Origin of the sequence: Risungbinella massiliensis, assembly GCF_000942395.1 — a bacterium.
Classification (GTDB): Bacteria; Bacillota; Bacilli; order Thermoactinomycetales; family Thermoactinomycetaceae; genus Risungbinella; species Risungbinella massiliensis.
Map to the genome: position 1 here is coordinate 990,268 of NZ_LN812103.1, position 12,983 is coordinate 1,003,250.

A 12,983-nucleotide genomic window follows, 5' to 3' on the forward strand; every position below is an offset into this window, starting at 1 on the left:
TGGACCCATCATCAACGCGAAATCCGTTCCCGAATCCACTTGATGATGGACCACGTACCAACGATCATCGTGGGGGTGAGCATGGTCAACACGAGAGCGGTCCCTTCCGGGTCGCTCACGATCGACTGCTCCCACGCCTTGAAGACCGTGCTCGGGATGAGCACGATGGCGTTGATGATCCACGACAGAACGTCGACGAGCCAGTCCACTACGGACTCCTAACTACTCGGGTACAGTATGTTTATTATACAAAAAATACAGATAAATGGGAAGGGTATATCAATTAATAATATTCCTCTTTAATAAAACTTTGTTATAGGAAAATGTTTATATTAAAAACTATCTGATTTTAAGAGGTAGTCAGGATCGTTTTTATAAATTAAATAAAAGCATTTAATTATTTATATAGTTATCTTTGATTGGGAATTAATTAATAATAGAATTAGTTGCATAAATCAAAGTTAAACATAGGTGCGCCGCCGGTTTTCGCGCTTATGATCTGCTCCGGCTCCCTACCGCTCATAGTCGCATTTCAAAAGGAGAAAACCTCTGGCTTTAGGCTCATTATGCAATATACTAATAGAATTAATATAATGCGTCAAAAAATGTAGGAGGTATTTTATGAGAAAAGAGCAAACTTTCATATTTAAGGGGTTCGTTTCTATATTGATCATGTTTTTGCTAACGGGTTGCTATGCCCAAAAACATGAGGAAGATTATACGAAGATATATAAACAATTTCTCAACTACACCCTTGGAGAGTGGAAGGTCGTTCATTCTGGGGAAGAGATAGCAGAAAGTTATATGCCTCAAATTAAGTACAAAACTTGGGAAATTGTTTACACAGATAAAAATGGGGCTGAACAAAAAATATTAATAGATAACCTACATCCTATATCAAGAAGTTTAGAAAGGCATCTAGATCAGGTCTATATAAAAGAGCTATTCAAAAAAGTTACAGACCTTCCTTCAACCTATCTTTCAGATGCACAGATTGAACACCAGACTACCTCAGAGTTAGCTTATGAACAAAATCCGGATAAATTTTTTGATAACTATAAGGATATTTATAAGTTTAAAGAGTGGTCTTTACAAAGTGTTTATGAAAACTCAGCAATGTATTTAACGGTTTATTACGATTTACGAGATGATAAAAGTTTAACTAAAGAAGAAAAAATAGCGAAAATGGAAGAAAAGGAAAAAGATATTTTAGAACTAATTCCTAATATTAATTTAAAAATAGAAGTGAATGAGTATGACGGGGACTTTGTTGCCCATTACTACATGAATGGGAAAAGAGTTAACCCAGAAGAGCAAGAAGGATATGAGAAATTAAAAGAGAATGGTCATATCGATGAAATATACGAAAATATGCTTACTAATCGAGTTCCACAGCTAAATATTGACCATTTGTATGAAGAGTAATTCTACTATTTCGGATCAACGAGACACTTAGAAAGCTAAAAATAAAAGGACTTTTGGGTCCTTTTATTTTTTGTGTAACATAACAAATAGTAAACATTCTACTGAACCGAAACCATGGTTGATTCTATTCTATCTCCTAGCGTAATAATTTTATTTGATTTCCGATATTCTTTTAGCACGGATTTTGCAAAATGAGTCAAAGAATAGCCACCTGCTTTGAGCACTTTATAATGGTTTCTCCATACGATCCAGATGGTACTATACATTAGGATTTTTCGAACTGAGTTACGACAGTAGATAGAAAAAGAGGAACGATGTCTCCATAATCTATGTAACGTGATGGACTGAAAACGAATATGTTTTTCTTCATCTGATAATATCTGATTACAAATAGCAATCAAAATAGGAGAATTGGTTGCTTTACGCAATGCTTGGTAGTAAATTATCGCAATAAGTTCTGCAGTAAGTAGGACTGTAACATAAGACTGAATACCATACGTTTTTCTTAGTGAACGAAAGAAATTATCCAACCAATGAGATTGGAGCTTGGGTATGTCTTGTTTTACCATAAATTTACCTAATAATCGGGCATGATTTTGTTCTTCTTTTATAAAAAGCTTGATAGCTTTTACATAACTTTGATCTTCTAAATGGTGTATCTGCCGTTCAGCAGCTGCTAATAATTTTTTTCCATCAGAGCTTTCGCCTTTTTGAAATTGCTGAATGGATTTATATATCGTTTGGTATTCTTCTTTTGTTAATTGGTAATGATCATTCCAATTGGGGGGACAGAACATCCTACGATTTTTCTCAAAGATTTGTACCCAATGCTTAAAGTTAAATTCCATACTATTACCCCACTAAGCTGGATTTTGCAAATCAATTATGAAAAAAGTATATCAATCTTTGAAATAATAATCGATGGTATATTCTGAACTATGTTATTTATGTATGCATTTGAAAAGTGTATAAAGACATAGATGAAATATAGAGGAACTTGCTGATGTGGATCAGGGGGCGAAAAAAATATCAGTTATTATTATCAGTAATAACGCATGAATAAAATAGAATTCCCCCTGTATTCGAATGAATTCAGGGGGAATTTTGCTAATCGAAGGAGAGACCAACGATTAGCAAGTTGCGCTTACCGGACTTCGGTGTGGCGGATCATGATGTGCTTGATCGTGACCATCTGCGGGGTCTGGTCGCCCGTCTGGATGGTCAGGTAGTGGGTGGTGTACGAGATCTCGTGCTGGGTCTTGGGCTGGCGCTGGAACTTCTGCTTGAGCTCGTTGAGCTTGAACTGGAGCATGTACTGGAACTTGTTGCGCTTGATCTGGTACTGGAACTTGAACTCGTTGAGCTTGGTCTCGAGCTTGGCGTCGAACTCGCCGAGTCGGGCCATAGCCTCGACCTGGACCCTGACGACCAACTGGAGGACCATGTCCACCAGGAGCTGGATCTTGTTCTGAAGGTTCTGGGGCAGCTTGGACTGGATGTTGAGCTTCGACATGTGCTGCTTCTTTCGTTCGGGAGACAGTGTCTCTCGGTCAGTGTATGATTATTATATTATAAGGAAAAAAAATATTCCATTTTAAATAGTCAGATTATGTGACAAAAACAATAACAAATAAAATTCCCCCTGTTTGTAAAAACACAGGGGGAATTTGCTAATTTGATTGGATTACCAACAAATTAGCAACTCTCGTCACCGTCGCTTGAGTTCGTCGAGAATGTCCTCAACGTGCGCCTTCATCTTCTTGCTCAGGAGCTCCTCAGTGGACTGGAGGTCTTCGCTAAGGTTCTTGACCTTTCGCTCGACATTCGAGAGGGTGGACTGGAGTTCATTGTTCTGAACTTCGATCCGGGTGACCTTTTCAAGCAGCTGGAAGATCATAGATTCCAGACGGTCGATCTGCTGGTTGTGGTTCTGCTGCGACTCAGAGTTGGTGTACATAATGGTAATTTGCCTTATCTTTTGCTCGGAGACGAATGTCTCATGGTCAGTTATCAAAATTATATCATAAATATAACTCATTGTTTTGTTTATATTTGCCTTTCACATATTATTCGATAAAAAAGGATTTATTTCTAATTAAGAGCTTTCATAGTGGATTAATAAGTGAGGCAATCATAATCAAATAAAAATAAAGTCCGTATTTTTTTATTTATCTGAATTGACAAAAGGGAACGTTTGTTCTAATATGATGAGTGTCCTCATAAATTTATTCATCAAGGAGAACATCATGAAAAAAATAACGGAAAAAGATACAAAAGCTACTATTATAACTGCACTACGAGAAGCAGAGAAAAAAATTGTTGAATTAGAAAAAGGCAAGTTAAATGCTATTGCAGAGACAACAGCTAAAAAAGAAACCGAAACCATCACCAAAGCAAATGAAATCGTAGAAGTAAGTATTGAAGAAAAAATATCTGACTTATCTAAATCGATTACTGGATTGCTAGGCCAAGTTAGTACAGATATTACTACACAAGCTACAAATTTAGAGACGATTCAAGATGCAATCACCATAAAGGAAGCAGAATTAAAGGAACTCTTTGGTATTGAGAAGCATGCACATACGCTAGCAGGTTTAGTCAATGCTCATCAAGAACTCAAATTGGCACAAGAAAAAGAGTTGACTGAATCAAAAGAAGAAGCTACAGTGCAACTGAATGAGATCAAGGAGACCATTAAAAAGTCCAAAGAGCAGTATGAGGTAATGGTCAAAGAACAAAATGAAAAGTTACTCCAAGGGAAAAAACGCAACGAAGAAGAATTCCAATACGATTTTGAACGTCATAAAAAACAAGCACATGATCATTTAGAAGATGAGTTGACCAGTAAGCGGAAAATGTTTAACGAAGAAATCGAAAAGAAAAACGCTGAGTTAGCTGAATATAAAAAGTCTCTTACAGAGAGAGAAGTTTTGATTGAAAAACGAGAAGAGAAAATGGAAACGTTGGAAGCGGAAGTAGCATCTATACCAGCGAAGATCGAAGAAACGAAAGCAGAAGCTCAATCCAAAGCAGATGCTGAGATTAAAAAAGTGTTAGCTATCCGTGAAAATGCATTACGTAAAGAAGTGGAAGCAGACAAGCGTATCTTAGAATCAGAGCGCGATCAAATGAAAACACAGTTAGAAAAAGCGAATGAAACGATCGGAACATTACAAGCTAAATTGGATGAAGCGTACAAACGTATTCAAGAGATGGGGATTCAGATGGTATCAAGCTCCAATGAATCAAAAGCGTTCGATAAGATCGCAGCCCTCGTAACAGAAAAAAATAGTAAATAGAAATAGATAGATGATGATAACGTGACACTCGACACTTGGTATACATAAAGATAAAAATATTTGTACATGATACAGCGTGTTCCTCTAAGTATTGTATGAAGAGGAACACGCTGTTTTATTTTGAGCCAAAGCGTTTTTAAATAGGAAGCTAATAGCATTTTTTACTGATTAATAGGTGAAAAGTTCCTTCTTGTTTCGAAGCTTCTCCCGATACACAAAATAATGGTACTATTATGTGAGAGATGCCATTTATCATTGGAGGAGGGTGTTAATATTGCATTTGCGAAAGCGTTTTCAACGGGTGTTGGTAGCTAATCGTGGCGAAATTGCGATTCGTATTTTTCGAGCTTGTACAGAATTAGGTCTTAGTACGGTTGCTGTTTACTCGGAAGAAGATAGTGTTTCGTTACACCGATTTAAAGCAGATGAAGCCCATTTGATCGGTCAAGGGAAAGGTCCTGTAGAAGCGTATCTAGACATCGAGAATATTTTAGATGTAGCAAAACGTACTAATGCCGATGCGATTCACCCAGGATATGGTTTTTTGGCGGAAAATACTCTTTTTGCTAGGAGATGTGAAGAGGAAGGGATTACGTTTATTGGCCCTTCTGCAAAGCATATCCAGATGTTTGGAGACAAAGTAGAAGCAAGACAGACGGCAATCCGCGCAGGGATCCCGGTTATTCCAGGTACCCCAGAACCGATTCAAACATTCCAAGAAGCAGAAAGCTTTGCAGAGGAACATGGTTATCCTATTATCATTAAGGCGATCTCAGGTGGCGGTGGACGTGGAATGCGCATTGTCCATCATGCTGATGAACTCGTAGAATCGCTAGATCGTGCTCGATCGGAAGCTAAATCTGCTTTTGGGAATGCAGCGGTATATCTAGAAAAATTTTTAGAGTGTCCCAAACATATTGAGGTGCAAATATTGGGGGATCGAGCCGGACGTTTAGTTCATTTATTAGAGAGAGATTGCTCGATCCAGCGTCGTCATCAAAAGGTGGTAGAGGTTGCACCCAGTCTGGCGCTTTCTCAACAATTAAAAGAACAGATGTATGAAGCAGCATTAAACTTAATGAGAGCAGCTGGTTATTACAATGCAGGTACTGTGGAGTTTCTTGTTACTCCAGAAGAGCAGTTTTATTTTATAGAGGTCAATCCACGTGTACAGGTAGAACATACTATTACAGAGTTGGTCACTGGTATTGATATTGTTCAGTCTCAAATTATGATTGCACAAGGATACCGCTTGGAAGATCCCGAGATTGGGATTTTCCAACAGAGTGACATTACTTCCCGTGGTTATGCTATTCAAAGTCGAGTTACAACAGAAGATCCAGCTAATAATTTTTTACCTGAAACTGGACGATTATTGGTGTATCGTTCTGGTGGTGGATTTGGTATCCGACTTGATGCGGGAAATGGTTACAGAGGAGCTGTGATTACTCCACACTATGACTCACTGTTAGTGAAAGTCTCTTCTTGGGCGCTTACCTACGAACAGGCAGCAAGCAAAATGCTTCGTTCCCTGAAAGAATTTCGAATCCGTGGGGTAGCAACCAATATTCCTTTTCTAGAAAACGTAATTCAACATCCCGATTTTCAGAAAGGCACCTATGACACATCATTTATCGATCGTACTCCAGAATTATTCCAATTCCCAGAACGGAAAGACAGAGCTACCAAACTACTCAATTATTTAGGACAGACTATTGTGAACGGACATCCAGGTCTTGTCCAAACAAAGAAGCCCACCTTTGCTATTCCACGTGTCCCCATCATCACCTCGGAACAGGAGTTTCCAAAAGGAACCAAACAAGTATTGGAAGAGTACGGTGTAGAAGGTTTGATGAAATGGATTCAGGCAAGTAAGAAGTTACTTGTAACCGATACAACATTCCGAGATGCTCACCAATCTTTATTTGCTACTCGTGTTAGATCCTATGATTTATATCGGATCGCAGAAGCAACAGGGAAGTTAGCACCGAATCTTTTTTCTTTGGAAATGTGGGGAGGAGCTACCTTTGATACAAGTATGCGTTTCCTTAACGAAGATCCTTGGGAAAGATTAAGCCATCTACGCAAAAAAATACCGAATATATTATTTCAAATGCTATTCCGTGGAGCCAATGCAGTAGGGTATAGCAATTATCCAGATAACGTGATTCAAAAGTTTATCCAATTAGCTGCGGATGGAGGAATTGATGTATTCCGCATTTTTGATAGCCTAAATTGGATCGAAGGTATGCGTGTTGCAATTGATTCCGTTCGGGAAGTAGGCAAAATTGCAGAAGCAACTATTTGTTATACAGGTGACATACTTGATCCAAAAGAAGATAAGTATACTCTTCGCTATTATGTGAATTTGGCTAAAGAATTGGAGAAAGCAGGATCTCATATTTTAGCGATTAAAGATATGGCAGGCCTGTTAAAGCCATACGCAGCTTATCAGCTTGTGAAAGCACTCAAAGAAGAGATTGGTATCCCCATTCACTTGCATACACACGATACAAGTGGGAACCAAATGGCCACTTTGCTCAAAGCCCAAGAAGCTGGTGTAGATATTGTTGATGTTGCGCTTAGTCCGATGGCGGGACTTACTTCGCAACCAAGTTTAAATGGGTTAGTCGACGCAATGATCGGTGAGCCAAGGGATACAAAACTAGATCGATCTCATCTTCAACAACTCGCTAATTACTGGGAAGATGTACGACCTTATTATGCTGGTTTTGATACTGGGATGAAATCTCCTAGCTCTGAAGTTTATCAACATGAGATGCCAGGAGGGCAGTATACCAATCTTCTTCAGCAAGCAAAAGTGGTTGGATTGGGGCATCGTTGGGAAGAGATAAAACGTGTTTACGCAATGGTAAACCAAATGTTTGGCAATATTGTAAAGGTAACACCTTCTTCGAAAGTGGTAGGTGATATGGCTTTGTTTATGGTACAGAATAACCTGACAGAGCAAGACATCTATGATAAAGGAGATCAGTTGGATTTCCCGGATTCTGTCATTCAGTTTTTTCAAGGTTATCTAGGGCAGCCTCCTGGTGGTTTTCCTGCTAAATTACGTGATGTCATACTACAAGGTCGAGATTATTTTACTTGTCGTCCTGGTGAACTTCTAGCCCCAATCGATCTAGAAGCAGTAGCAAGTGAATTGACCGAAAAAATTGGTTGCCCCGTTCGTGAACAAGACGTTATGAGTTATGTCATGTATCCAAAAGTCTTTTTGGATCAAGTGAATAACAGTAATCAGTTTGGAGATATATCTGTTTTGGACACGCCTTCGTTTTTTTATGGATTACGTTCAGGTGAAGAGACCAAAGTGGAGATCGAACGTGGGAAAACACTTATTATCAAATTAGTAGCGATAGGACCATTGTCTGCTACGGGTACGAAAACGATCTATTTTGAGTTAAATGGACAACCTAGAGAGGTTACAGTTCGCGATCTATCCGCCAATGTATCAGTTGATATTAGACAAAAAGCAGAGCCAGGGAATCCAGCACAAATTGGGGCTACTATGCCTGGAAAAGTACTAAAGGTATTAGTAGATGAAGGCGACACAGTGCAAAAAGGGGAGCACCTACTCATTACGGAAGCGATGAAAATGGAGACTACCATACAAGCTTCTTATCTAGCCAAAGTGAAAAGGCTCCATGTGAAGGCAGAGGAGACGATCGAGGCAGGGGATCTACTTCTAGAACTAGAGAAAATAGAGTAACTGTGTAATGCTGGTTGGAAAATATGATATGCATATAATTAGAAATTCTTCTAATTACAATCGGGATTTCCATAAACTATCAGCAGGTTCCCTCAAAATGAGGGAATCTGCTTTTTTAAAGATGAATATTGGATTGACGAAAATAATGCACTTTCAATAAAAAATACCCTATCAAATTGCGATAGGGTATTGGAAAGGTCTAATCCTTAATCACGGCGATATTGATAATAATCGTTAATGTAATTAAGAACCGACTTTCCCTTGTTTGACCATTTGTCTGTTAGTCTAGCTAGTTCTTGGTCTACTTTTTGTTTTGTGTGGATTTGTCCAGATTTGATCGCTTCCCAAACCTTAGACATTTCTAGATATTCTTCGTATTTAAGAAGTCTACGATTATTAGTGCTAAATTCCTCTACTTTGTCCAAAAAGTATCGTACCAATTTTCCTGTGTTTTTTTCCGTCATAATGAGTGCCTCCTTTGGCCAAAAAGAAAGCACCCACAGGTGCCATCTTTTTGGCACCTGATTTTTATTAAGAACATTATCATAACAGAAATGAAAAAAGAAACTAGATAGTTATAATGTAATTTTGTGAATAATTTGTTAACTATTATTAGGTTCCCTGAAATCTCTTGTTCGGACTTCTCGCAGTTATTTTATACTGCTACTAGTATACTCCTATCTATAGACAAAGCTCCTTATACCGTTAGGTGAAGGGTATAAGGAGCTTTCGTTATAAATAGAGGAAATTTTCTTTATCGTACGTTTTTGGCTTTTTCCTTCCGAAAATCTTTTTGAATCGTACTAAGTAACTCTGGCTCTGTTAGTAGCCGATAGCCTGATAAGGCAAGGGCTTTGGCTGATTTCAGCAAAGCTGCATCTCCCAGTGGAGATTTAGCTGCTTCACGGAATTCATCTGTATGACCGACTAAGTCAGATGGTCCGATTTTGATATAAGCGTGAACAGTAGGAACTACTTGGCTCACGTTTCCAGCATCGGTAGATCCAATCCCTTTGGTACTGTTACGTGCAACTGTCTCACCAAGGAGTTCGAGCTCTTGAGCAACAACTTCATCAAAAGAGGCAATAGGAAGTAGTTCGTCCACTTCATTTTGTAGTGGTTTGATTTCTACTCTGGCACCAGTAGCCAGCGCAGCACCTTCAGCGATTGCTTTTACCTTACGTGTTACTTTATTAAGGGTAGAACGTTTGGCGGCTCGAAGAAAAAAGCGAGCTTCTGCATAAGCTGGAACAATATTTGGTGCTTCACCACCATTGCTGATAATTCCATGAATACGTACATCGTCTGTCAGATGTTGGCGTAGAGCATTAATTCCATTATAAAGCTGGATTACTCCATCTAGAGCATTGATTCCTTCTTCTGGTGCTGCTGCGGCATGAGCAGGTTTGCCGTAGAAGGAAAAGATTAGAGGATCAACAGCAAGTGATGGGGTAGTGGTGGAGCTATCTGCACTAGGATGAATCATCGCACATGCATCCACTCCTTGGAGATAACCTGCTTTGACAAAGCTTCCTTTAGCGCTTCCGTTGGGTCCCCCTTCTTCAGCAGGAGTTCCAAAAACAACTACCTCGCCACCTATATTTTCAATTAATTCCCCAAGCGCAATTCCAGCTGCAACACTTGCTGTTCCGATAATATTATGCCCGCAAGCATGACCAAGCCCAGGTAGAGCATCGTATTCTGCTAAGAATCCAATAATAGGGCCGGTTTTCGTACTTTTTTTTCGTGCAATAAATCCTGTCTCATGACCAGCAATGCCTACTTCCACCTCAAATCCATACTCACGCAGGGTTTTGGTATGGGTTTCACAAGCAAAGAACTCTTGATTTCCAATCTCAGGCCGATCATGAATCGCATGGCTTACCTGAATCCATTTGTCTTTAGTTGCATCTAAAAACTGATTGATAATTTCACGAGTTTGGCTTTGTACGGGAATACTCATCTTGTGTTCCTCCTTAGAAATTCTCGATTTCACTTACAGGGGTTACGACTGGAATAGTTCCGCCTTTATAAATTTGTTCAATGTATTTATGAACATCTTCTGATTGATAGAGTTCTACTAGTTTTTGTAATGCAGGTTCATTGGCACGTTTGGTTTGTGCTGCAATTACATTAATATATGGTTTAGCAGTTTCGTCCTCGCGGAAAATTGGATCATTTACAGGGCTTAGTCCTGCACTTACCGCAATTCCATTGTTGATCACAGCTGCTGCTGCATCATCCATAGAACGAGGGGTTTGAGGAGCAGCGACTGGAACTATTTTCAGGTTTTTTGGGTTACTTTCAATCGATTCGGTCAAGCCTTTTCCATTAAAGTCTGCTTTCATTTTAATTAATCCTGCTTTTTCTAAGAGGAGTAAAGCTCTACCACCATTGGTTAGGTCGTTTGGAATCGTAATGGTAGAACCATTTGGAATATCATTTATATTTTTATATTTTTTAGAGTAGATTCCCATCGGTGCGATAACAGTAGTACCAATCGGTTTGATGTCTAGTTTACGTTCGTTTTTAAATTGGTTCAGGTAAGCGATTGTTTGGAAAGCATTGGCATCAATACTACCATCAGCTAGAGCTAAGTTTGGTTGGACATAATCAGAGAAGGTGACGACTTCGATCTTGACTCCCTCTTTTTCCGCTTTTTTGGCGATGAAATCCCATACTTGTGTATCGGAACCGCTAATTCCTACTTTGACAGTGGTCTCTTCTGCATTACTGCTACATCCTACTAGGCTTCCGAGTGCGAGTAATATGGTAAAGGTGAGTAAAATCCATTTTTGTTTTTTCATCGATTATTTCCTCCGAATTTTTTGAGATAGATAGTTTCCTAGTGACTGTACACCTTGTACTAGAACAACGAGAAGTAGTACTGTGATGATCATTACTTCGACTTGAAATTGGTTATATCCATAGGTAATTGCTAAATCACCTATTCCACCACCACCTACTGCTCCTGCCATGGCACTAGCTCCGATAAGGCCAATAGTAGCAATGGTAATAGCGAGAACCAGAGATCCTAGTGCTTCAGGTAATAGGAAGCGCCAGATGATTTGCCAAGAGGTAGCACCCATTGCTTTGGCAGCTTCTAAAACACCATCGTCTACTTCTAATAAAGAGTTTTCTATCAATCTTGCAACATAAGGTGCAGCATAGCAGATAAGGGGTACAATTGCTGCCGCTGTCCCAATGGAAGTACCAGTGATCATTCGAGTAAATGGAATGATGGCAACAAGCAAAATGATAAACGGAACGGAACGTAATACATTGATTATGGCATTCAGTATTTGAAAAATCCCTTTATTTTCGACGATATGGCCAGGTCTTGTGATAACAAGTACAACACCTAGTGGAAAACCAATTAGTACTGAAAAGAGAAGGGAGACTACCACCATGATTAAGGTTGCAATACTTTCTTCCCACAACTGTGGTAAAAATGTGTTCCAATCAAACGGCATGGAGTTTCACCTCCTCTACCAGTACTTTTTTCTCTTTAAAATAGGTAAGTACTTGCGCGATAGAAGTGGGTTCTCCCCGAAGTCCAATGATTAAATTACCAAATGGCTTTCCTTGGAGTTCGGTAATATTGCCTTGTAGAACATTTAATTGAATCGGAAATTTCCGAATTACATCTGTCACGATTGGATCAGCCGCACTCTCACCGGAGAAAACAATTCTAAAAAGCTGTTCTTCTGGAGGTAACTTTTCTTGTACAGATTTGGGTAGCTGATCTGAGAAGATCGTACGAACAAATCGCTTAGCAGTAGGAGATTGAGGTTTGGCAAAGACCTCGTACACGGAACCTTGTTCGACGATTCTACCAGATTCCATAACTGCTACTCGATCGCAAAGATCTCGAATTACCTCCATCTCATGAGTAATGAGCAGGATGGTAACTCCAAAGGTATCTCGCACTCGGCGAAGTAGATGTAAGACAGCCTGTGTGGTGTCTGGATCCAAAGCCGAGGTAGCTTCATCACAAAGCAAGATGTCAGGGTCATTTGCTAAGGCACGAGCAATTCCGATTCGTTGTTTTTGTCCCCCAGAAAGTTGATCCGGATAGTTGGATATTTTATCGGACAAATCCACAAATTGGAGTAACTCCTTCACCTTGGTCTCTATTTCACTAGAAGATTTACCAATCAGCCGTAAAGGCATGGCAATATTTTCGAACACAGTAAGTGAACTAAGTAGATTAAATTGTTGAAAGATCATCCCAATTTTTTGTCTTGTTTTTCGTAATTCAAATGGACTTAGGGATGACAGAGGAGTTCCTTGGATTAATACTTCTCCTCCTGAGGGCTCTTCTAAGTAATTTACACATCGGATTAATGTGCTTTTTCCAGCTCCGCTTAGACCAACGACGCCAAATATTTCACCTTTGGAAACATGGAGTTGAATATCTTGTAATGCCTGAACGGGTGGGTCGCCTGGATAGGTTTTTTGGATGTCTACGAGTTGAATCATTACAGGGCTCCTTTCAAAAATTGATCAGACGAAAAAAACGCCTCCTT

At 39.4% G+C, this 12,983-nt stretch carries 12 protein-coding genes; 3 read left to right on the plus strand and 9 right to left on the minus strand.

The features are described from left to right. Window positions 1-11: 11 nt before the first annotated feature. The gene (locus VJ09_RS16150; protein ID WP_044642634.1) at window positions 12-209 is read right to left on the minus strand and encodes a hypothetical protein; all 198 of its coding nucleotides are present in this window, start codon (window positions 207-209) and stop codon (window positions 12-14) included. A 412-nt stretch (window positions 210-621) separates the two neighbouring features. Between VJ09_RS16150 and VJ09_RS16155 the strand changes: the two genes are divergently transcribed. Then, a complete protein-coding gene (locus VJ09_RS16155; protein WP_044642635.1) occupies window positions 622-1,425 on the plus strand; it encodes a hypothetical protein in 804 nt (267 codons plus the stop codon). Between the two features lie 98 nt (window positions 1,426-1,523). Here the strand turns inward: VJ09_RS16155 and VJ09_RS16160 are convergent, their stop codons facing one another. The 3 genes from VJ09_RS16160 to VJ09_RS16170 all read right to left on the minus strand — a co-directional run bounded on the left by VJ09_RS16160 (window position 1,524) and on the right by VJ09_RS16170 (window position 3,382). After that, a complete protein-coding gene (locus VJ09_RS16160; protein ID WP_044642636.1) occupies window positions 1,524-2,273 on the minus strand; it encodes a ferritin-like domain-containing protein in 750 nt (249 codons plus the stop codon). Window positions 2,274-2,569: 296 nt separating this feature from the next. Continuing rightward, complete coding sequence (locus VJ09_RS18630) at window positions 2,570-2,938, minus strand: hypothetical protein (protein ID WP_147635534.1); 369 nt, start codon at window positions 2,936-2,938, stop codon at window positions 2,570-2,572. 195 nt (window positions 2,939-3,133) lie between these two features. Further along, the gene (locus tag VJ09_RS16170) at window positions 3,134-3,382 is read right to left on the minus strand and encodes a hypothetical protein (protein ID WP_147635535.1); all 249 of its coding nucleotides are present in this window, start codon (window positions 3,380-3,382) and stop codon (window positions 3,134-3,136) included. A 289-nt stretch (window positions 3,383-3,671) separates the two neighbouring features. Between VJ09_RS16170 and VJ09_RS16175 the strand changes: the two genes are divergently transcribed. Together VJ09_RS16175 and pyc are read left to right on the plus strand one after the other, a co-directional pair. Beyond that, entirely contained in the window at window positions 3,672-4,724 is a 1,053-nt protein-coding gene (locus VJ09_RS16175; protein WP_044642639.1) for a coiled-coil domain-containing protein, read from the plus strand. 280 nt (window positions 4,725-5,004) lie between these two features. Beyond that, window positions 5,005-8,454 (plus strand): pyruvate carboxylase, encoded by a 3,450-nt coding sequence (pyc, locus tag VJ09_RS16180; RefSeq protein ID WP_044642978.1) that lies wholly within the window; start codon window positions 5,005-5,007, stop codon window positions 8,452-8,454. A gap of 206 nt (window positions 8,455-8,660) precedes the next feature. On the opposite strand, the gene VJ09_RS16185 is transcribed toward pyc, so the two are convergent. The 5 genes from VJ09_RS16185 to VJ09_RS16205 all read right to left on the minus strand — a co-directional run bounded on the left by VJ09_RS16185 (window position 8,661) and on the right by VJ09_RS16205 (window position 12,936). Then, window positions 8,661-8,918 carry a hypothetical protein gene (locus VJ09_RS16185; protein ID WP_044642640.1) on the minus strand — a complete coding sequence of 86 codons (258 nt, stop codon included), beginning with the start codon at window positions 8,916-8,918 and terminating at the stop codon, window positions 8,661-8,663. Between the two features lie 290 nt (window positions 8,919-9,208). Continuing rightward, window positions 9,209-10,417: a M20 family metallopeptidase gene (locus VJ09_RS16190; protein WP_044642641.1), complete on the minus strand. Its 1,209-nt coding sequence runs from the start codon at window positions 10,415-10,417 to the stop codon at window positions 9,209-9,211. A gap of 13 nt (window positions 10,418-10,430) precedes the next feature. Further along, window positions 10,431-11,261, minus strand: a complete 831-nt coding sequence (locus tag VJ09_RS16195) for a MetQ/NlpA family ABC transporter substrate-binding protein (RefSeq protein WP_044642642.1) — start codon at window positions 11,259-11,261, stop codon at window positions 10,431-10,433. Between the two features lie 3 nt (window positions 11,262-11,264). Continuing rightward, window positions 11,265-11,927 carry a methionine ABC transporter permease gene (locus VJ09_RS16200; protein WP_044642643.1) on the minus strand — a complete coding sequence of 221 codons (663 nt, stop codon included), beginning with the start codon at window positions 11,925-11,927 and terminating at the stop codon, window positions 11,265-11,267. Beyond that, complete coding sequence (locus VJ09_RS16205) at window positions 11,917-12,936, minus strand: methionine ABC transporter ATP-binding protein (RefSeq protein ID WP_044642644.1); 1,020 nt, start codon at window positions 12,934-12,936, stop codon at window positions 11,917-11,919. The genes VJ09_RS16200 and VJ09_RS16205 overlap by 11 nt, the downstream gene beginning before the upstream one ends. Window positions 12,937-12,983: the final 47 nt, after the last annotated feature.